The organism is Streptomyces sp. NPDC003635, assembly GCF_053587635.1.
The window spans coordinates 257354-277438 of record NZ_JBSFOK010000002.1 but is presented as its reverse complement, the minus strand read 5'-3'; the positions used below and the strand labels follow the sequence as shown (position 1 = coordinate 277438).

19 protein-coding genes are annotated in these 20085 nt (G+C 73.6%); 6 read left to right on the top strand and 13 right to left on the bottom strand.

The annotated features are described in order from the left end of the window. The first annotated feature begins 153 nt into the window (after positions 1–153). Together ACWDRW_RS03300 and ACWDRW_RS03295 are read left to right on the top strand one after the other, a co-directional pair. Positions 154–546, top strand: a complete 393-nt coding sequence (locus ACWDRW_RS03300; RefSeq protein WP_451719339.1) for a hypothetical protein — start codon at positions 154–156, stop codon at positions 544–546. Continuing rightward, complete coding sequence (locus ACWDRW_RS03295) at positions 543–1745, top strand: DUF418 domain-containing protein (RefSeq protein WP_451719336.1); 1203 nt, start codon at positions 543–545, stop codon at positions 1743–1745. Before ACWDRW_RS03300 ends, ACWDRW_RS03295 begins: the two co-directional genes overlap by 4 nt. Here the strand turns inward: ACWDRW_RS03295 and ACWDRW_RS03290 are convergent. The 8 genes from ACWDRW_RS03290 to ACWDRW_RS03255 all read right to left on the bottom strand — a co-directional run bounded on the left by ACWDRW_RS03290 (position 1693) and on the right by ACWDRW_RS03255 (position 10106). After that, positions 1693–3459: a type IV secretory system conjugative DNA transfer family protein gene (locus ACWDRW_RS03290; protein ID WP_451719333.1), complete on the bottom strand. Its 1767-nt coding sequence runs from the start codon at positions 3457–3459 to the stop codon at positions 1693–1695. The genes ACWDRW_RS03295 and ACWDRW_RS03290 overlap by 53 nt on opposite strands. After that, positions 3456–4958: an ATP/GTP-binding protein gene (locus tag ACWDRW_RS03285; protein ID WP_451719578.1), complete on the bottom strand. Its 1503-nt coding sequence runs from the start codon at positions 4956–4958 to the stop codon at positions 3456–3458. Before ACWDRW_RS03285 ends, ACWDRW_RS03290 begins: the two co-directional genes overlap by 4 nt. A gap of 215 nt (positions 4959–5173) precedes the next feature. After that, positions 5174–6667 (bottom strand): SCO6880 family protein, encoded by a 1494-nt coding sequence (locus ACWDRW_RS03280; RefSeq protein ID WP_451719330.1) that lies wholly within the window; start codon positions 6665–6667, stop codon positions 5174–5176. A 122-nt stretch (positions 6668–6789) separates the two neighbouring features. Continuing rightward, positions 6790–8010, bottom strand: coding sequence for a hypothetical protein (locus ACWDRW_RS03275; protein WP_451719327.1), 1221 nt, complete (start codon positions 8008–8010; stop codon positions 6790–6792). 1 nt (position 8011) lies between these two features. After that, complete coding sequence (locus tag ACWDRW_RS03270) at positions 8012–8770, bottom strand: hypothetical protein (protein WP_451719324.1); 759 nt, start codon at positions 8768–8770, stop codon at positions 8012–8014. A 17-nt stretch (positions 8771–8787) separates the two neighbouring features. Next, positions 8788–9072, bottom strand: coding sequence for a hypothetical protein (locus tag ACWDRW_RS03265; protein WP_451719321.1), 285 nt, complete (start codon positions 9070–9072; stop codon positions 8788–8790). A gap of 156 nt (positions 9073–9228) precedes the next feature. Beyond that, positions 9229–9507 (bottom strand): hypothetical protein, encoded by a 279-nt coding sequence (locus tag ACWDRW_RS03260; protein WP_451719319.1) that lies wholly within the window; start codon positions 9505–9507, stop codon positions 9229–9231. Continuing rightward, positions 9504–10106, bottom strand: a complete 603-nt coding sequence (locus ACWDRW_RS03255; RefSeq protein ID WP_451719316.1) for a hypothetical protein — start codon at positions 10104–10106, stop codon at positions 9504–9506. Before ACWDRW_RS03255 ends, ACWDRW_RS03260 begins: the two co-directional genes overlap by 4 nt. A gap of 213 nt (positions 10107–10319) precedes the next feature. Between ACWDRW_RS03255 and ACWDRW_RS03250 the strand changes: the two genes are divergently transcribed. The 3 genes from ACWDRW_RS03250 to ACWDRW_RS03240 all read left to right on the top strand — a co-directional run bounded on the left by ACWDRW_RS03250 (position 10320) and on the right by ACWDRW_RS03240 (position 12725). Next, positions 10320–11114 carry a transglycosylase SLT domain-containing protein gene (locus ACWDRW_RS03250; protein WP_451719313.1) on the top strand — a complete coding sequence of 265 codons (795 nt, stop codon included), beginning with the start codon at positions 10320–10322 and terminating at the stop codon, positions 11112–11114. Between the two features lie 19 nt (positions 11115–11133). Then, positions 11134–12009 (top strand): hypothetical protein, encoded by an 876-nt coding sequence (locus ACWDRW_RS03245; RefSeq protein WP_451719311.1) that lies wholly within the window; start codon positions 11134–11136, stop codon positions 12007–12009. A gap of 170 nt (positions 12010–12179) precedes the next feature. Beyond that, a complete protein-coding gene (locus ACWDRW_RS03240; RefSeq protein ID WP_451719308.1) occupies positions 12180–12725 on the top strand; it encodes a sigma-70 family RNA polymerase sigma factor in 546 nt (181 codons plus the stop codon). Positions 12726–12745: 20 nt separating this feature from the next. On the opposite strand, the gene ACWDRW_RS03235 is transcribed toward ACWDRW_RS03240, so the two are convergent. From ACWDRW_RS03235 to ACWDRW_RS03215, 5 genes are all read right to left on the bottom strand, one after another. Continuing rightward, positions 12746–15637, bottom strand: coding sequence for an AfsR/SARP family transcriptional regulator (locus ACWDRW_RS03235; protein WP_451719306.1), 2892 nt, complete (start codon positions 15635–15637; stop codon positions 12746–12748). Between the two features lie 119 nt (positions 15638–15756). Beyond that, complete coding sequence (locus ACWDRW_RS03230; protein ID WP_451719303.1) at positions 15757–16632, bottom strand: GNAT family N-acetyltransferase; 876 nt, start codon at positions 16630–16632, stop codon at positions 15757–15759. A 74-nt stretch (positions 16633–16706) separates the two neighbouring features. Next, positions 16707–17321 (bottom strand): GNAT family N-acetyltransferase, encoded by a 615-nt coding sequence (locus ACWDRW_RS03225; RefSeq protein ID WP_451719300.1) that lies wholly within the window; start codon positions 17319–17321, stop codon positions 16707–16709. Between the two features lie 33 nt (positions 17322–17354). Then, the gene (locus tag ACWDRW_RS03220; RefSeq protein ID WP_451719297.1) at positions 17355–17780 is read right to left on the bottom strand and encodes a Zn-ribbon domain-containing OB-fold protein; all 426 of its coding nucleotides are present in this window, start codon (positions 17778–17780) and stop codon (positions 17355–17357) included. Beyond that, a complete protein-coding gene (locus ACWDRW_RS03215) occupies positions 17777–18226 on the bottom strand; it encodes a DoxX family protein (protein WP_451719294.1) in 450 nt (149 codons plus the stop codon). Before ACWDRW_RS03215 ends, ACWDRW_RS03220 begins: the two co-directional genes overlap by 4 nt. Positions 18227–18469: 243 nt before the next feature. Between ACWDRW_RS03215 and ACWDRW_RS03210 the strand changes: the two genes are divergently transcribed. Then, complete coding sequence (locus tag ACWDRW_RS03210; protein ID WP_451719575.1) at positions 18470–20047, top strand: subtype B tannase; 1578 nt, start codon at positions 18470–18472, stop codon at positions 20045–20047. Positions 20048–20085: the final 38 nt, after the last annotated feature.

Here is a 20085-nt window from a genome sequence, read left to right as displayed (position 1 = left end):
GGGGAGACGTGCGGGGCGCGATGCGTCGTGGATCGTTCTCACAACGCCGCGCCACCGTCCGGCGGTTCAAGGAGGATGAACCGGGCTCGGTCCGGAGCCCGTTGTGCCTGCCACAGGTGCCGGAGGGCGGCCGGGGACGGTGAAGGAGTGGGGATGTACGCGGAGTTGTTGCTGCTGGCCCTGTGCACGGGGTTCGGCCTCGGCTTTCTGCTGCTGGCCCTGCGGGCGTCGGCGGCGGCGGTCCGCCTGTGGCTGCGCGGACTGCGGGTGCCGGGTGTGGTGGCGGCCCGCGCGGTGGCCGACCGGCGACACGGCGCTCTGGTGCTGTTCCGCGATCACCTCGGCCGGGACCTCGTGCTCGACCCGGGCCGGTACGCGCCGCTGTGCGGCCTGCCGCCGGTCGGCGGCGAGGTGATCGTGGTCTACGCGCGGGCCCGGCCCGCCGCGGCCCGGCTGTGGACGCTGCGGCATCTGCTGGCACCGTCCTTCGGATGGTTCCTGTCCTCGACGCTGACCTTCGGCACCGGCGTCGTGGTGGCGTCGTGAGGTCCGGTCGTCCCGCGCGCGTGGGCGAGCTCGATGTGCTGCGCGGCTTCGCCCTCTTCGGCATCCTGCTGGTCAACGCCCAGCTGGCGGCGGGCCCGTACGCGGCTTTCGGCGGCGGTCCCGGGGCCTCGACGCTCGACCGGGCCGCGACCTGGGCGGTGACAGCGCTGGTCACCACCAAGTTCTATCTGCTGTTCTCCTTCCTGTTCGGCTACAGCTTCGTGCTCCAGGAGCGCTCCGCCCGGGACGCGGGCGCCGCGTTCGCGCCGCGTCATCTGCGGCGCGCGGCGGGGTTGTTCGGGCTCGGCCTCGCCCACGCCGTCCTGCTGTATCCCGGCGACATCCTCATGACGTACGCGGTTCTGTCGCTGGTCCTGTACGGCCTGCGTGGCCTCGCCCCGCGCACCGCGCTGCGCCTGGCGGCGGGCCTCGTCCTCGGTCTCGGCGTGGTCCTGTCCGGGCTTGGAGTGTTGACGGTCGCGTTCAGCGAGCCGTACACCGCCGGCCAGTACGCCCCGCAGGTCGCGGACATCGTGGCCGCCTACCGCGGGGACGCCCTGTCGGTGCTCGGGGCCCATCTGCGCGACCTGCCGGCGGCGATCGGCGCCGACCTGCTGGCCGCGCCCGATCTGCTGGCCGCGTTCCTGGCGGGGTTCGCGGCGGCCAGGGTCCGACTTGTGGAGCGACGGGGCCGGGACCGGGCGTGGCTGCGCGGGGTCGCCGTGCGGTGGCTGCCGGTCGGCCTGACCGGCGGGCTGGTCACCGCGGCCTGCGCCAACTGGCCCGCGGACAGCCGCTGGTTCCATGTCGGCCACGCGGTCGCCGTCCTGACCGCACCGGCGCTGACCGCGTCGTACGCCTGCGGACTGCTCCTGCTCCTCCCCCGCGCCCGTCCGGCGGCGGCGCTGCTCGGCGCCGCCGGTCGGATGGCGCTCACCCACTACCTCACCCAGTCACTGGTCCTCGCCTGCGTCTTCACCGGCTACGGACTCGGGCTCTACGACCGGCTCGGTGCCGCGACCGTCCTCACGGGCTGCGTCCTGCTCTACGGCGTCCAACTCCTGCTTGGCGCGCGCCTGATGAGGAGGGCGCGGTACGGGCCCGCCGAACTGCTGCTGCGTAGGGTGACCTTGGGGGGCCGCCGCCCTACCCCTTCCCCAGGCTCACGCCGGGCAGACGTCGCGCGGCCCGTTCCGTGATAGCGGCCGTCTCCGCCTTCGCCGCCGCCGAGATCGCCGCCGCCCCGGGCTCCTTGTACCAGGGCCGCAGCCGGATCAGGGCGGGCCGGACGCCGGTGGCGAGGAGCAGCGCGGTGCCCTTGGGCAGGGCACGGATCCGGTCCGGTGGCAGGACGGCCTCCTGGCGGTAGGAGTACGAGCGGGACGTGCCGTCCTTGCTGCGCGAGACGCTCGGGGTGCGCACGTCGTGCTGGCCGACCAGGGTGGAGATCTTCTGCACGAAGTCGGCGTCGTCGAGGCCCGCGCCGAGGAGCTTGATCGTGGCCGCGCTCCACAGGGCGTCCATGCCCACCTCGCCCCACACCCGGGCGCCCTGCCGGTAACTCTGCAGGAGAGTGACGACGTTGATGCCACGGGAGCCGAAGTGCGAGTACAGGTCGGGCAGGTCGGAGATGCGGCACACGTTGGCGGCCTCGTCCAGGACCGCCGTCAGCGGCGGGTCGAGCCGGCCGCCCATGCGTTCGGCGGCGACCACCCCGGCCCGCATCGTCGCGTCGGCGAGGCCCGCGATGACCCCGGCCGCCGAACCACCGCCGTCCTTGGAGAGCAGATAGAGGGTGTCCTTGCCGAGAACGTGCCGGTGGGGGTCGAACTCCGGCAGGTCCGGGTCGGGGGTGACCCAGGCGAGGATCTCCGGGTCGAGCAGGCAGGAGACGGTCTGGCGGGCCGTCTCGTAGATGCCGTCCCGGGTCTCCACCGCGCCCCGGACCGTGCCCTGCAACTGCTCGGCCATCGCGCTGAGCCGGGCCTCACGGAGCAGGTCGATCGGGGTGCGGTCGGCGGGGTCGGCGAGCCAGCCGAGGAGGTCGGTGACCGGGGCCCGGCCACGGGCGGCGGCGAGGAAGAGGGCGGTGAGGGTGTTCTGGGCGGCCGAGATCCAGAAGTCCTTCTTCGCCGTGTCGTCGTTCACGGAGGCCACGAAATGCCCGGCGAGCCTGCGGGCGCCCTCGATGGTGTGGCACTCGCCGAGCAGGTTCCACCACATGGCGCGCGGGCTGTGCGCGATGCCCTGCGGGTCGAACGTCCACACCGTGCCCGCCTGCTCGCGGGCGGCGCGGGTGACGGCGTACACGTCCGACTTGTTGGAGGTGAGCAGCACGGCGCCCTGGGCGCGCAGCACCCGCGGGACGGCGATGCCGGTGGACTTGCCGGCCCGGGGAGCCATGAGGTCGAGCTCCACGTCCTCGTAACTGCTGCGCAGCTCCGGGCCGTTGGGGTCGAGGTCGCCGAGGAGGTTGCCGGTCTCGTCGGGGTGCACGTCCGGGCGGCCGTCGAGGCTGGGCCGCAGTTCACGGGCACGGGCCTCGATGCCCTTGGGGCACAGGGCGGCCAGCTCCCGGCGGCCGGCGAGACCCTTGGGGCGGGCGGCGCGGTTCAGCAGGTGCCGTACGAGGAGGGCGAGGGGCGACACCACGAGCATCAGCAGGCCGAGCATGCCCGCGTACACGGCGGCTGCCGGTGCCGCGGGCCACAGCGCGGCCGGGCCCTCGGAGGTGAGCCGGACGACGGTGGACAGGGCGAACGGGGGTGCGGCGAGGCCGTGCCCGGACAGCCCGGAGCCCAACGTGCCCCCGGCCCAGGCGACGGTGAACAGAGTGAGCCCGGTACCGGCGATGGCGGCGACGGCCCACGGCAGCTGCTCGTGATAGCCGCCGCCGGCGCGGGGGGCGCTCACGCGGACCACCTCCCGCCCAGTGCGTGGGGGCCCTCCTGGGCGGCCCGCGCGACCTGTGCGGCCGCCTGGGCGACGGCAGGTTCCACGGCCTCCTCGTTCGGGGTCCAGCGGGTGTTGGTGTTGTGCAGCCGTCGTTCGGCGTCGGTGATGGCGACCTTGATGGGGATGCCGGGGCGGCCGCCGACCTTGATGAGGAAGCGGCCCCGGCCGGGCGGCTCCTCGTGCTCGCCGGAGACCCCCCAGCCCGGGGGCGAGGACCAGGACGACACCAGCTCGATCTCGCGCCGGGACAGCCCCACCACCTTGCCCAGCTCCTCCATCTCCGCCCTCGGCAGTCCGGCGCACACCACCATCCCGGCCCGCTCCACGAAGCCACGCGCCTTGGCCCGGTCCGCGTCGGTGCCCAGCGCCTCGGCGTCCTTGAGGGTGTGGGTGATCTTCGCGTCGCCGAGCCCGAGCGAGCGGTTGAGGCGGGTGAGCGCGTCGATCCGGTCGACGATGCCGGAGGCGGCTCGCAGCGGGCGCCACAGCTCGTCGAGCACGGTGAAGAACCAGCGCCGGGGAGCGAGCCCGGCGTCCGCAAGGGCGTGCGAGGCGGCCACCGTGCCGAGCCCGTCGGACCAGGCGGCGAGCATCGCGGCGGCGGTGAGCTGGGTGTCGGCCTCGCCGATGCCGGAGATGTCGATGCACACGGCGGGCGCGTCGGGGTTGATCCGGGTGGACGTCTCGGAGGCGAAGGTGTCGCCGAGCGGGCCGTCGAGGATGCCGAGCAGGGAGCGGTGCAGGGGGTCGACGGCGTCCCGGTAGCGGGTGTCGTCGCCGCGGTCCAGGGTGACCGCGCGGACCCGGTCGGGGCCCTCGGTGAGCACCTGGAGGAGGTCGGGCAGCAGGACCGTACCGCCGGCCGGGGTGCGGGCGCGCAGATGGTGCAGGCACGCGCTCAGCACCGACTGCTCGTGGTCGTCCATCGGGCGGCCCCGCACGATGGTGATGAGCGCGGCGACCATGTTCAGCACCCGCCCGTGCGTCTCGGCCCGCAGCACCTCGCCCGCCTCACCGCCGATCCTCGCCGCCGCCGCGCCCATCGCCCCGGGGTCCAGGACGTTGATGCCGCCCCGGCCCCGGCCGATGGAGATCACCTGACCGCCGAGGGCGCGCACGGTGTCGGCGTAGTCGGGCTTGAGGTCGCCGAGCACCAGCGGGACGACACCGGTGGCCGCGAGGCCGATCAGCATCCGGTTGACGAGGGTGGACTTGCCCAGGCCCGGCATGCCGAGCATGAACAGGGAGGGGTTGGAGATGTAGCGGGCCCGGGTGAACCAGTTCAGCGGGTCGCCGCAGACGGTGGCTCCGGTGAACAGGTGCTGCCCGAGCGGCACGCCGGTCATGGGCGAGCCGGAGCCGGCCGCGAACGGCCACATGCCGCACGCCTGCACGGTGGTGGCCCGCCACATGGTGGGCGAATCCACGTAACCGACGCGGCCGCCGCCGGGCCCCATCCAGCCCCGCGGCGGGACGTACAGCTCCCGGGGCCGGGCGGCGGGCCCGTCCTTGCCGACCGTGCCGCCCTTGCCGCCCTTCGTCCCCTTCCGCCCGCGCGGCTCCGGCGCCCGGGCCGGGTCCGGCCCCGCAAGCCCCGAGTCGAGCGCCTGGCGCGCCCGCTGCTCGGCGAGCCGGTCGGCCCGCTCGGCCTTCTTCTCCTCGCCTCGGCGGCTCACAGCGCCTCCTGGAGCTCGTGCGGGATGAGGGTCTGCTCCCAGGGGAGGATCCCGGCGGGCAGGGTGCAGCTGAACGCGGCCGCCTGCATCCGGTCGGCGGGCCGCATCAGCACCCGGGAGGCCGCGGTCAGGTTCCGGATCATGACGCTGGCGTCGGCCAGCTCCGCCGCGCTGTCCACGGTCACCGTCAGCATCAGCGAGAACTCCACGAGCCCGGCGCCCGACGCCTCCTCGGCCGCGGTCTGTTCCGCCGCCCGCATCTCGGAGGCGGCGCGCGCCTGCACCATGCCGCGTCCGGACGTCGCCATGAACTGGGCGCTGCGCCGGTCCGCCTCGACGATCCGCGCCGAGGTGGCGGGGTCGATGGGCCGGTACACCAGCGCGACCCGCTTGCGGCGGGTGCCGGGGGCCGCCTCCAGCATGCCCCTGAGCACCGAGGAGCGGACGGTGCCGCGGGGCGCGAGCGTGAGCAGCCAGGTCCGGGACACCCCGGAGTCGTGCTGGTAGCTGTTGACCGTCTCGACGGCCGCGGCCGGTCCGGCGTCGTCCCACTCCAGGCCGGTTCCGCCGTGGCGGGCGCGGGCGTCGAGGACGTCGGCGGCGACCGCGGGGTCGTAGGCGACCCGGACGACCTCGGCGATCCGCTCGGCGGACAGCGGGTAGGCCGAGCCGCCACCGGCCGCGACGAGCCCGCTGAGCAGGCCCGGGATACGGATGGCGAGGTCGGAGATCACATCGTCCGGCTTGCGCTTCTGCCCGGGCGGGACGCCGTAGGTGAGGGTGACGTAGGTGTGCATCTCCGAGGAGGCGGTCGGATAGCGCTCGACGACCTCCTCCATCACCGCGCGGGCGGCGGGCGGCGCGTCGGGGTGGATGCGGGGCAGCACCTCGTGGGCGAGCCGGGTGCCCGGGTCGGGGGCGGTCTCCACGATCAGCGAGGCGCCGCGCAGCCCGGGTTCGTGGGCCAGCCGGGCCAGCCACTCGCCCCACAGCGCGACCCATACGTCGACCTGGTCCGGGTCGACCAGAGCGCCGCCGTCGGGGTCGCAGCCGAGGACGATCGTGTACAGGTTGCGGGCCGGGTGGTGCAGGACGCCGAAGGGGCGGTCGTAGGCGTCCCGGCCCTCGGTGGCGGTGACCTTGTTGAGCAGGCCGGGCGGTCGGAACCGGCCGCCCGGCCGGGCGGACAGCGGGCCGGAGGCGTAGAGGTGCGAGCCCTTGGCCTTACGACGCCACCAGCCGACGCGCAGGGTCATCAACTGGTAGACGTTGCGGCCGTCCTGGGTGCGGATGGCGAGCGGCACCAGGAAGACGATGACCGGTACGGCCACCACGAGCGCGGCGTACAGCGAGATCAGCGAGGCGAGCAGGGTGGCGACCAGCCCGCCGAACACCCCGAAGGTCCCGACGAGCCCCAACGGCCCGAGCCCCGGCCGCCGTGGCCGACGCCAGTTCCCGTAGGTCGGATGGGTGACGGCTTCCGTGGACATGAGGCTCCGGTATCCCTTCGAGGAGTGGTGTGGTGGTACGGCGCCGGGTGGGGGAGGGTGGAGACCGCCGAACTCCCAGGGGGGAGCGGGAGTCCGGCGGTCGCTCTAGGGGGCGGGCGGCGTCACTTGTTGTGGCCCAGGTCGCCGTCGGCGCCGTCGAGGGCGCCCGAGGCGGTGCTGCCGACGATCTTCGCGGCGGTGACCGCCGCGGCGACGGCCGCTCCGGCCGGTCCGCCCGCCGCGGCCGCCGCCCGCCCCGCGCCGGCCGCGGCACCCGAGCCGCCTCCGCCCGCCCCGGCGCCCATCGAACCGCCGCCCGGGCCACCGCCGTTGGCGCCGTTGAGGCCGGCGGGTCCGCCAGGACCGGCGGCGCCGCCCGGCGAGCCGCCCGAACTCCCGGCGCCGGACGGCCCCTTGGCTCCGGTCGCGCCCGCCTGTCCGCCGGACCCGCCGCTGCCGCCGATCGGGCGGGCACCGGTGGCCAGCGCGCCCGCCGACGCCAGCGCGCCGGACACGGGGTTGCCGCCGCCGAGCGCGGCGGTGGCCGGCACCACGAGTTTCAGCAGCGCGGGCAGGGAGACCGCGGACAGGAGCATCAGGCCGATCCCGGCGATGCGTTCGTTGATGTCGCCGCCCTGACCGCCTTGCGAGATCATCGCCGAGCCCGAGTACAGCACCAGACCGGCCGCGGGTTTGTACAACAACCAGGCGATCATCCAGCCGATGTGCTTGCGCCACCAGCCGGAGCCCCAGTCGGTCATCGAGGCCGCGGCGGCCAGCGGAAGGGTGCCGAGCAACAGGATCATCACGCCGAGCCGGATGTACATCAGGATCGTGTGGATGATCCCGGAGATCAGCAGCAGGAAGGCGAGGACCAGCAGCAGGAAGGACTGGACGTTGTCCCCGCTCTTGCAGGCCCCGACGTTGCTCAACTGCGCCTGCGCGCCCGCGTTGAACAGGTACGTGGCGTAGTCGTCAGCGACGGCCGCGGCGGCCGTGACGACGGTGGTGGCGGCGCCCGAGACCAGGATGACCCGGAGGATGCCCTTCAGGGCGGTCACGCCCGCGGTGCCGCGCCGTTCCAGCGCCATGCGGACCGAGGCGAAGATCAGCGAACCGACCGCGAGGTAGACCACCAGCCACTGCGTCTGGCTGCCGACGTTCTTCGCCGTGGCCGTCCCCGTCAGCGTCGGCACCCCGGTGATCAGCGCCCCGAACACGGCGACCGCGCCCGCCAGGATGGTGTTCGCGATCAGCTCGATGACGGTGCCGATGGGGTTGCCGAGGAAGTCGAAGAAACCCTTGATCAGGTCGATGACCGGGTTACCGGTCGGGCAGTTCACGTCAGACCCCCCACAGGGTGTAACCGCTGGTGTTGCCCTGGACGGCCGTCACCGGCGAGTGCAGGGAGCCGTCGCTGTTGGGCAGGACCTTCCAGTCGCCGCCGCTCCAGCGCAGCGCGATGGTGGTCGCCGCGTAGCCCTGGCCCGTTCTGAGCAGCAGCTTCACGTGCGCGGCCGTGTCGGTGTACGACGTCACCGAGAACCCGGCGTACGTGGCGACGGCGGTGTCGCCGGTCTGCTCGCCGCTGTCGACGTCCTCGACGGTGGAGCGCTGGAAGACGAACATGTCGCGGGCGCGCCCGGCGACGACCTGCTGCTGGGTGGCGGACCGCCAGTCGGAGCCGCTCATCTGCGACGGGATGACATGGGCGGCCAGGACGGCGCCCAGGGGCGTGCGGGCGTAGCACCAGCGCAGCGACCCCGTCGTCCGGGTGGGCCCCGCCGAGGCGGAGACGGGCACGCGCGTGACGCCGAGCGTGTGCCAACCGACGTCCTCCGGAGGGGCCTTGGGCAGCACGTCACCGGCGCTGTCGTCGGTGGCGCAGCCCTCGGGGCGGCCGCCTCGCAGTGCGGTGTCGCCGGACAGCGGGCCGGGCTCCGCCGCGCGGGCACGCTCGGCGCCGCTCCCCCCGCCGGACGTCAGCGCGACGATCCCGCCCAGTACCAGCACGACGGCGAGGAACCCCGCCGACAACCGCCAGCTGCGCTGCTTCCAGTACGGCTCCGGCTCCTCGGCCCACCGCTGTCTGCGTGTGAACATGTCGACCGCCCGTCGGCTCACGCGAAGACGAAGCTGACCAGCGGGCCGGCGGTGGCCACCAGGACACAGCCGCCGAGGACCATGCCGAGCCGGCTCATGTGCTCGGAGCTCTCGCCCCGCTTGAGGGAGATCGCCATCATCGCGCCGGTGATCAGCACGCCGGCGACACCGGCGGCGGTGCCCGCCCAGGCGGCTATCCCGAGCACGGTGTTGACCTTGGTCTTGAGCGCGTCCGGAGCACCGCTCGTGGGCTGGGGGACACCTGCGGCGAGGACGTTGTGGGCTTCGAGAAGCAGTGACATCGGGATCTCCGGAGAGGTCGGCGCCCTGCCTGGACGGCGGGCGGGGAGGGACGGTCGGTGCGGGTGCGGTCGGTGGGCGGTGCCGTCGTGCGGGCGTGCGTGGGGCGCCGTCGGCGAGCGCACCCGTGCCGACGGAGCCGAGGACGGCGGGGAGTCCTAGGGGCCGAGGAGGGACAGATCGCCGAGGAAGGCGACGAGCGGACCGGCCGAGGAGGCGACGAGGCACCCGAGGGTGACGAAGAAGACGCCGCGGAAGTGGGCGCCGCCCTCGCCGGGTTCACCCCGGTTGAGCTGGACGGCCATGTTGATGCCGACGATCAGCAGGCCCGCGACACCGGCGGCGGTGGCGCACCAGGCGAGGATGCCGAGGATGGTGCCGGCGCCGGCGGGCGGGCTGTAGCCGGCGGGCGGCGCGGCGAGCAGGAATGGGTTCACGACACGGCCTCCCCCGCCCGCGCCTCGGCGCCCACGAGTCCGGCGAGCGAGACGAGCTGCCGGGGCAGGGCCCTGGGCCGACCGCCCAGGCGCCAGGCGGGTATCCAGGGCACGCGATGGACGTGGGTGACGGAGCGCAGGACGCGGATCCGGCGCAGCAGGGTGAGCGGCAGCCGCCCGGGGGCGTCGGCGACGAGAACGACGCCGACCAGTTCGAGCCCCTGGGGAGCCCGCCCCTCCTTGAGCGCGCCCAACGCCTGCGAGACGGCCCGCAGTCCACGGGCGCTGGTCCGTCCGACGATCACCACCCTGCGCGGTTCCCCGGCCCCCGGCTTGGGCCAGCGGACTCCGAGGTCCGCGCCCCCGAGCACCTCGGCCAGGGAGGTGGCCCCGGCGCCCCCGTGCGCCTGGACCCACCCGACCTCGTCCCGCCCCTTGCCCCGCCCGGCGGCACCCCGACCGGCACCAGCGCGCCGGGGCTCACCCCAGGAGGGTTCGGGGGCGGGCGCGGGGGCGGTACGGCGGACCGGAGCGGGGGACGCCGCGGGCGCCGCGGGCCCTGCGGAGACCGGGGCCGCCGGAGGTTTGGGGCCCCGCACCCATCCTGATGGGCCCGTCGGCGTGGTCGATGGTGTGGCCATGGCTGTTCCGCCCCCCTCTTCGCTCGTCATTCCGCTGCTTCGACTCATCTGATTTCAGCCGGTTTGAACTTATTCGCTCCCGGGCCCGTTTGGATCTGCCGAGCCCGACGGACAGCACAACGGGCCGTCCGGCCACAGCGGTTCAAGGTGAGGGGAAGAAGGCACGAGCCCATGGGTTCCGCAACGGGACAGAACGAAGAGGGCGGCACCTCCACAGCCGTCCGGAACTCCATCGCCGCCGGCACCGGCTGCGGTTGTCTGCTGTCACCGGTCGCCCTGGTCGGCACCGTGATCATCGTGATCGTCATCGGCGGATTCGGGGTGCTGCTGGCCCCGCTCATCGCCCTGATCATGCTCTTCGGTGGCGGGGGCAGCGACTCCGACAACCAGGGCACCGCGGACCAGGTGATCGCCTCCCTGCAGGGCGACGGCTCGGGCGAGCTGGACACCTCGACCGTCCCCGAGGACCTGGTGGAGACCATCGAGGAGGCGGGCGAGCTGTGCGGCGCGATCGGCCCGATCGTCATCGCGTCCCAGATCGAGCGGGAGTCCGGCTTCGACGCGGCCCTGGTCGGCCCGGACGGCAAGCAGGGCATCTCGCAACTGCCGCCCGAGAAGTTCACGCAGTACGGCGAGGACGACGACGACAACGACAAGGTGTCCGCCCTGGACGCGGAGGACTCGATCATGGCGCAGGGCCGCTACATGTGCGCCCTCGCGGACGAGGCCCAGAAGATGATCGACAACGGCGAGGTCGTCCGGACCGGCACCACCGACACCGCACTGGACCTCGCCCTGGCCGCCTACCACGTCGGCATGGACGCCGTCCGCGCCGCCAGGGGCGTACCGAACACGAACGAGGCCCAGGGCTACGTCCTCGCCGTGCGCGCCCAGTTCGCCAAGTACGAGGGCATCGCCGCGCCACCCTCCGGGGCCACCCCCGGCGTCACGCCCGAGCCCACCTGAGCCACCACCATCGCCCCCCATGAGGAGGACCGCCATGGCCCACTTCGAGGTGCGCATCACCGACGACAAGCGCGCCGAGATCGACGGACAGCCCCTCGCCCCCGAGCCGGGCCAGTCCGTGCACGACGCCGTACTGGACCGTCTGCAGCGGTACGCGCAGGAGCGCGCCGCCGCAGTTCAGGCCACCGTGAACGACGGCTCCGCCCCCGCCCACTTCGTCCTCGAGGTCTCCCCGGACGGCTCGAGCCGACTCCTCGACCCCGGCGAACTCCCGGCCGGGCGCGCTCCCGAAAGCCCCGAGCCGTCCCCCGCCGAGCCGACAGCGGGTCCCGAGCCAGGGCGTGCCGCGTCGGCGTCCGTGTCCGCTGTGGCCACCGCCGTCGCTCGCGCCCGGGGGCGGGGCCGGGGTCGGGGTCCTGGGCGGGCCGGGGCCGCGGCCCCCGTAGCCGAGTTGCCCGTCGAGCATGCCGAACGGATCGGCCGTATCCACGCGTTGGCGACCGGTGGCCGGCTCGATGAGGCGTACGCCGACGCGAGCGCGCTGCGCGAGCGTCTCACCGGCACGTTCGGCGCCGAGCATCCGCACGCGCTGGAGGCCCGGTCGGTGGAGGCCTACCTCGCGCATCTGCGCGGCGACCACCGCGAGGCCACCGTGCTGGCCCTGGGCGTGGCCCGGATCCGGTGCGGGGCCGGGGACGGACGGGCGCCGGACGAGGTGGCGCGGGCGGCGGCGGCCTGGCAGCGCATCGACGACGACCGGGCGGCCCTGGTCCACGGGCGCGAACTCCTGCACATGTGGGACCAGTTGGACCTCCAGGGCCGGCTGCCGGCCGGCCACGGTGCCCTCGTCGGGCAGGTCCGCAGACACGTCGACGCCTTGGCGGCGTACGCCTGAGTCACCGCCGGAACATCGCGTACGACACCCCTGACCTGCTCGTCCATCGATCCGTACAGCCGGCGTCAAACGAGCGTGGAACGCCCCTGGCAACACTCCGTCCCCAGCGGACCCCGGCCCTCACTCCCGTCCCGGCCGGGGTCGCTCATCCCACGGAGCAGGAGCACACCATGAACGTGACGGTGATCGGATCGGCCGGCGCCACCACCCCAGAGGAACGGGCGCTGCGCGATCTCTACCTCGAGCACGGCCCGGCGCTGTACTCGTACGTGCTGCGCCTGCTGGGCGGAGACACGCACCGCACGGAGGACGTCATCCAGGAGACGCTGCTGCGGTGCTGGAGCAAGCAGAACCTGGTCGACGACGACGGCATGGCGGTACGCCCCTGGATGTTCCGGGTCGCCCGCAACCTCGTCATCGACACGCACCGGACGCGCGCGGCGCGGCCGCAGGAGGTCGGCGGCGCCACCTGGGTGAGCGAACTGGGCATCGAGGTCGACGACATCGACCGGATGCTGTCCTCCCTGGTCGTGCGGGACGCCCTCGAGGCACTGACCCCCGCGCACCGCGAGGTGCTGCTCGCCACGTTCTTCGCGGACCGCACCACCCAGCAGGCCGCCTCGGTCCTCGGCGTCCCGCAGGGGACCGTGAAGTCCCGGGTGTACTACGCCCTGCGCAGCCTGAGGACGGCACTGGAGGAGCGAGGGGTGCGGTAGGACGCGCGGACCGCCGCCCCCTACGGGTCCAGCTCGCGCAGCTCCCGCCGGACCTCTTCCGCGTCCGCGTGCCCGCTCTCCTCCAGCAGCGCGAGCGCCGACTGCCACGCACCGCGCGCCGCTTCAGGATCGCGGTTCGCGCGGTGGGCGTCGCCGAGGTGGCGCAGGGTGTCGGCCTCCAGGAAACCGCTGCCGATCTCCCGGTACAGCTCCACGGCACGCTCGAACCGCTCCACGGCCGCGTCGTACGCGCCGAGGTGGTGGTGGGCGTATCCCACGCTGTCCTGCGCCGAGGCCTCGCCGCTCAGGTCGCCGACCTCCTGGTGCAGCAGGACGGCCTGCTCGCAGTGGACCAGGGCCCGTTGAAGGTCGCCGAGCAGGATGTACGTCCAGCCGATCTCGTTGAGGACGCTGGCCTGGCCGCTGCGGTGGCCGAGGGAGCGGTACAGCTCTCCCGCGCGTGCGTAGTGGTCGAGGGAGACGTCGTGGCGCTTGAGCTGGTTGGCCTGGTAGGCGAGGGCCCGCCGGGTGCGGGCCTCGCCGAAGGCGTCGCCGGCCGCCCGGAACAGGTCCAGGGCCCGGCCCAGGAGCCGGAGCGCCTCGTCCGTGTGCCCGAAGCGGGTGTGGCCGAAGCCCAGGCCGCGCAGGGCGTGCGCCTCGGCGACGGAGTCGCCCAGGGCCCGGGCGGCGCGCAGCGCGGCCTTGTTGATCTCCATCATGTCGTGCCAGTGGCCGAGCCGGTCGAAGTACAGGTCGAGGGCGTAGGCGGTGCGCCAGGCGTGGTCGTGGTGGCCCAGGGCGGTGGCGTGCTCGACGACCGAGCGCAGCACATGGCGCTCGGCGCTCAGCCAGGCGGTCGTCTGTCGGCTGCCGGTGAACCGCAGCGGCCCGCTGTCCGTTGTGCTCGCTGCCAGGGGGACGGTCTCCCGGAACGGGCCGAGCACGGCGGAGGCATGGTGGGCGGTGTGCAGGCAGTGGTCGATCATCCGCAGCACGGCGGCGTCGCGCTCGGGGGCGCCGTCCTGGTGCGCGACGAGTTCACCGGCGTAGGCGCGCAGCAGGTCGTGGAAGACGAACCGGCCCGGGACGTGTTCGATGAGCAGGCTCGCCCCGGTCAGCTCGGTCAGCAGTGCGCGCACGCGGCGGCGGGGCGTTCCGGCCAGCGCGGCGGCGACGGCGGTGCTGATGTCCGGGCCGGGGTGCAGGGCGAGCCGCCGGAAGAGGGCGGCGGCCTCGGGCGTCAGCGCCTGGTAGGACCAGGAGAAGACGGCACGGACGTCGGAGCCGGTGTCGTGGCCCACGGCGAACGCGTCGAGGCTGCCCTGGCCCGCGCGGAGTTCCGCCGCGATGTCGGCCAGCCGGAAGCCGGGGTTGAGGGCGGCGCGGGCCGCGACGATGGCCAGGGCCAGCGGCAGCCCGGCGCAGCGGGCGACGATGGCGTCGGCGGCCTCCGGTTCGGCTTCGACCCGGGCGCTGCCCAGCCGCCGGCTCAGCAGTTCCCCGGCCTCCGCCGCGCCGAGCAGGCCGAGCGGGAGCGGCCGGGCCCCGTGCCGCGCCACGAGGCCGGTGAGCCTGCTGCGGCTGGTGACGATGACGAGGCAGCCGGACGCGCCGGGCAGCAGCGGCCGTACCTGCTCGGTGTCACGGGCGTTGTCCAGCACGATCAGCACCCGGCGGTCGGCCAGGACGCTGCGGTACAGGGCGGTCTGCGCGTCGAGCCCTTCGGGAAGGGCGTGCGGGGCCACACCGAGCGCGACGAGGAAGGTCGAGAGCGCCTCGCCGGGGTCCGTCCGGGCGGCGCCCGGGTCGTAGCCGCGGAGATTGACGTAGAGCTGCCCGTCCGGGAAACGCGGGGCGGCCCGGTGCGCCCAGTGCACGGCGAGGGTGGTCTTCCCGGTGCCGGCCATGCCGTCGATGACGCCGATGGCGGGGAGCGGAGCCGGGGCGGGGGCGCCGGATCCGGTCGCCGCCGTCCGGTCGTCGTCGGCGGACAGCAGTTCGGTAACGCGGTCGATCTCGGCATGGCGACCGGTGAACGTGGCGAGGTCCGCCGGGAGTTGGGAGGGCCGCACCTTGGCGGTTCCGGTGGCGCCGGGGTCCGCCTCCGGTCGGGGGGTGGTGGCGAGGGTGTCGGGGGCGGCGCCGGTCAGGATCGCGGTGTGCAGGGCGCGCAGGGACGGGCCCGGTTCGAGGCCCAGTTCGTCGACCAGGGTCCGGCGCGTGCGCGCGTACGCCTCCAGCGCCTCGGCCCGCCGCCCGCACCGGTACAGGGCGGCGAGCAGCAACTCGCTGACGGCCTCCCGCAGCGGGTGCGCCTCACGCAGCGCGAGGAGCTCCGGCACCAGTGCCTCGTGGCGGCCGAGTCGTAACTCCATCCGCAGTCTGAACTCCACCGCGCTCAGCCGCCGTTCGGCCAGATCCGCGCGGGCCGCCTCGGCGAACGGGCCGGGCACTCCCACCAGCGCGGGACTGCCCCAGTCGGCCAGCGCGGTGCGCAGCAGCCGGAGCGCGGTTTCCGCGTCCCCGGCGGCCCGGTGCCGCTCGGCCCGGGCGACCGCGGCCGTGCAGTCGGCCAGATCGCTGGAGACGGTGTCGGTCCGCAGGGCGTAGCCGTCCCCGGCGGAGACCAGGATCCGGAACGGCTCCCCCTTGGCCCGCTCGGGCTCCAGCAGCTTGCGCAGCCGGGAGGCGTACGTCCGCAGCACCGGGACCGCGCCCGGGGGCGGTCCCGTCCCCCACAACCCGTCGACGAGGTCGGCCAACCCGACCGCGTGCCCTCGGCGCAGCAACAGCAGCATCGCCAGGACGGCACGCTGCTGGGGTGAGCCCAGCGCGAGTTCGCGGGTGCCGCGCCAGGCGCGCAGCGGACCGAGCAAGGAGAACCGGAGGGGCTCTCGTCCAGTTTCCTCCACGGTCGAGGACAGTAGCGGCCCAGATTCCGAACGTCAGATCGAACAGCCAATTCTCGCCAGGTACTTGACTCCCGGCGGCCGACCGGTCCCGGGCCGACCGCGCCCAGGCCGGACCGCGTCTAGGAGCCCAGGCCCCCCGCGAAGTCGTACACCTCGAAGTCCGCCACCGCCCGGTAGCCGAGCCGCTGGTACAGCACGTTGCTGGTGGCGTTGGCGAGGTCGGTGAAGAGCAGGACCTCCTCCGCGCCCGCGCGGACCGCGCCCCGGCTCACCTCGACCGTCACCGCCCCGGCGTATCCGCGTCCACGCAGGTGGGGCGGGGTGTAGACGGGGGCGATACGGACCTGGCCCGCGACCATCGGGGTCACCCCGCACATGGAGACGGGGGTGCCCACCGGGTTCTCCCAGAAGGTGATGCCGCCGTAGGCGATGCGATGGTCGGCCCAGGCCTCGACCTCCCCGGCGGCATGGTCGCCGACCGCCTCGGTGAACTCGCCGTACCAGCGGATCAGCTGGTCCCGGTCCCGTTCGTCCGCCACCCGGGGCGCGCCCTCCGGCAGCGGCCGGGGCGTCATCAACGAGCCCAGCCGGTAGAGCCGTTGGCGCTGGCGCAGGGCCGAGTTCGCGCCGGTGTGGCGCTGCCAGGAGCGGACGAAACCGGTGGTCGTCTCGCGGGTGCCGATGATGCCCGGCACCGGGTGGCCGATGGCGACGAGGTGGGCGGCGAGGGCGTCGGTCTCGTCGGCGGTGAGCGGGGTGACGTTCAGCCGGTAGGGCGGGGTGCGGAAGTAGGCTCCCCGCACTTGGCCGTCGCGTTGCATCACCCCGAACACGGGCGGCTCGTCACCGCCGTACGCGCGCAGTCCGCGCATCCGCAGGGATTCCGTCACCGTCAGGGCGACGGTGTGCAGATCGGGGCGCGACCGCAGGAATCCGCCGGCGTGCGAGAGGAAGCGGTCGAGGTCTTCCGTGACGTACCAGTCGTCCGAGCGCATGTCTCATGATCCCGCCTCCGTACGGGACTTGGCCATGCCTTTCCGGGGTGAAACCCACGGTCGTCACATCGACGCTAGAGTCGTCCGTTCATGATGTCCGGCTCGGGATCCTCCGCCAGCCGCGCGTGCAGATGCATGTCCCTGTATGCGTCGTGCCGGCCCGCCTCCCACATCGCGCCCCTCAGGGTTCCCTCGTAGGTGAAACCGCAGCGCTCGGCTATGCGGCAGGACGCGTCGTGACCCACCGCGTGGTCGAGTTCCAGGCGGTGCAGGCCGAGATCGGTGAACGACCAGCGGGCGGCCAGGGCGAGCGCGCGGGTGGCGAGCCCGCGGCCCCGGGCCTCGGGGAGGACCCAGTAGCCGACGCGCGCCATGTTCATCACGCGGTTGACGACGTTGACGCCGATGTGCCCGAGCGGCCGCCCGCTCGTCGCGTCCGCGATGCAGTACGGCGCCGAGGCGCCCTCCGCCGCGCTCCGCGCCGCCGCCCGAAGCTGCTCCCGCGCGCTGTCGAGGTCCGTGGTGAAGCGCAGGGGTGTGTTCCAGCGCGCGAACTCCGGATCCGTGCGCCCGCGCCACCATGCCTCGACGTCCACCTCGGACTCCGGGTCCCACAGGCGCAGCCGGAGGTCCCCGGCGCGGAGGTCGGGGAGTGCCGGTGCCTTGTGGCGCTGGTCGTCGAGGGTCATGAGGCCATTGAAACCGGTGACCGAGGGCGCCGCTCAGCCAATCGTGAGGTGGCCTCGACTCCAGGGCCGGAACACCGGCACCCCGTCCCGGAACCCCGCCTCCAGCTCCATCCCGGCCCGCAGCGGCGCCTCCCCGGCCGCCCCCGTCCACTCCACGATCTCCGTCATCATCCGCGGCCCCTCGGCCAGGTCGACCACGGCGGCGACGTACGGGGTGCGCTCCCCGAAGGGCGGCAGGTCGTTGCGGTGCACGACCGACCAGGTGTAGAGCGCGGCCCGGCCGCTCGCGGTCTCCCAGGCGACGTCCTCGCTCCAGCAGTACGGGCAGAACTCCCGCGGATAGTGATGGGCCCTTCCGCAGGCCCGGCACCGGCGGACGAGCAGCCGCCCCTCGGCCGCCGCCGCCCAGTAGGGGCGGGTGAAGGCATCGGGCTCGGGGAGGTCGAAGCGGGCGGTCATCGGAACAGCCCCAGCGCCCCGTCCAGCGACCAGGTCTGCCAGGACATCCCGAACAGCGCGACGACCGAGATCAGCGCCATCATCGAGTTCTGCCCCTGCTCCGCCCAGTCGTCGATCATCAGCGCGAAGTACACGCCGTTGAGCAACAGGCCGGCGACCAGGGCGACCGGGGTGAGGAAACCGACGATCAGGCCCAGTCCGAGGGCGAGTTCGGCATAGGCGACGACGTATGCCATCACCCGCGGCCGGGGCGCCACGACGACGTCGAAGCCCGACCGTACGGCGTTCCAGCGGTGCTTGGCCGCCACGTCCGCCGCCCAGGCGATCCCGCCGCCCTGGAACCAGCTCTTCTTGTCCTTGTGCCGCCAGCTCTCCAGCCACCACAGGCCGAGGCCTATGCGGAGCACGGCCAGCCATTCCGCGCCACTGAGCCAGATCGTGTCCATGGATCTGACGGTACGTCAGATGTGGCGCGGGCGGGAGACCCTCCGCCGTCCGCGCTCAACCCGTCCTCCCCCGCCCTCCCCCTGCCGACGCTGTGGACCCCCTGTGAAGCTGTGGGTCTCTCATGAAAGGACGCGGATTGTTGGCAATTTTGTCGCCACCATGACTACCTTCGCAGACGCAAGCCCAATGACCCGAGGGAGTCGAACGTGAAGCACAGGGCAGTCAAGCGCAGGAGCGTCGTGATGGGCATCGGCGCGGCGGCCGGAGTGGCCGCGGTGGGCGGTGTCGCGCTGAGCGCGCAGGCCTCCTCCAGCACCGACGACTCCTCCGCGTCCGGCTCACTGGTCTTCGACCCCGACGGCCACACCGAGCTGACCACGACCGTCACGGACACCGAGGGCACCTCGCACGAGGTGACGTACCGCTTCTGGAAGGCGATCACCTACGTCGCCAAGCCGGTCGATGAGACGTACCAGTCGCTGAACGTCAGCGTCCCGGTGAAGGTCGACGGCAAGGCGGTCGACGCCTCCGGCGCCCCGATCCTGTTCGCGAACTCCGTCGGCGGCTACATGCCGTCCTCCGTCGCGAACGCCACCGGCGTCGGGGGCGGCGGCATGACCGGCGGCGGTGCGGGGGCGCCCAGCGGCACCCCCTCCGCCTCCGGCAGCGCCCTCCCCAACGCCAACGGCAACACCAACGCCACCGGCGGCGCCCTCGCCACCAACCAGAAGCTGGCCCTCGCCGCCGGGTACGTGGTCGTGGAGCCCGGCGCCCGGGGCCGCACCCTGAAGAACGCGGACGGCGAGTACTACGGCACCGCCCCCGCCGCGATCGTCGACCTCAAGGCGGCCGTGCGGTACCTGAAGGCCAACAAGGGCCGGATCCCCGGCGACGTCGACCGCATCGTCTCGGCCGGCACCAGCGCGGGCGGCGCCCTGTCCTCGCTGCTCGGCGCCTCCGGCGACAGCCCCCTCTACGCGAAGCACCTCGAGGAGATCGGCGCGGCCGACGCCTCCGACGCGATCTTCGCGGTCGGCGCCTGGTGCCCGATCACGGACCTGGAGCACGCCGACGGCGCCTATGAGTGGAACTGGGGGACCAACGCCCTCAGCACCGGCGAGCAGGTCGACCAGACGGTGTCCAAGGCCCTTCGGTCCCAGTTCGCCGAGTACCAGGCGGGCCTGAAGCTGCGCGGCCTGAACCGCTTCGGCGCGCTGAACGCCCGCAACTACGACGAGTACCTGGTCAAGCAGTACCTGGAACCCTCGGCCACCACCTACCTCGCGGCCCTGTCGGACGCCGACCGCGAGTCGTACCTGGCGAAGAACGCCTTCATCAGCTGGTCCGGCGGCAAGGCGTCCTTCACCTGGGCGGACTTCCTGACGCACGTGGGCGCGCGGAAGAAGAACACGCCGGCCTTCGACGCCTTCGACCTCTCGTCGGGCGAGAACAACCTCTTCGGCGCGGGCACCACGGCCGCCCGTCACTTCACGGCGTACGGCGCGCGGAACGACTCCACCGGGCTCGGCTCCCGGCGGGTCGCGAGCGACATCCCCGCCAAGCTGGACCTGATGAACCCGATGTACCACCTGGTGGAGCGGGTCAACTCCCGGCGCGCCAAGCACTGGTGGATCCGGCTCGGCACCAAGGACTCCGACACCTCGCTGACGGTCTCGGCGAACCTGGCCGCCGCCGCGCACGCCCTCGGCGACGAGGTGAACCACCTCTACTACTGGGACGAGGGCCACGGCGCCAACACCGACCCGGGCGACTTCATCACCTGGATCGCCAAGGTGACGGGCCACAAGAGCGCCCGGTAGCCCCTGAGCCGCGGTGCCGGTTGCCCGTCATGTCACCG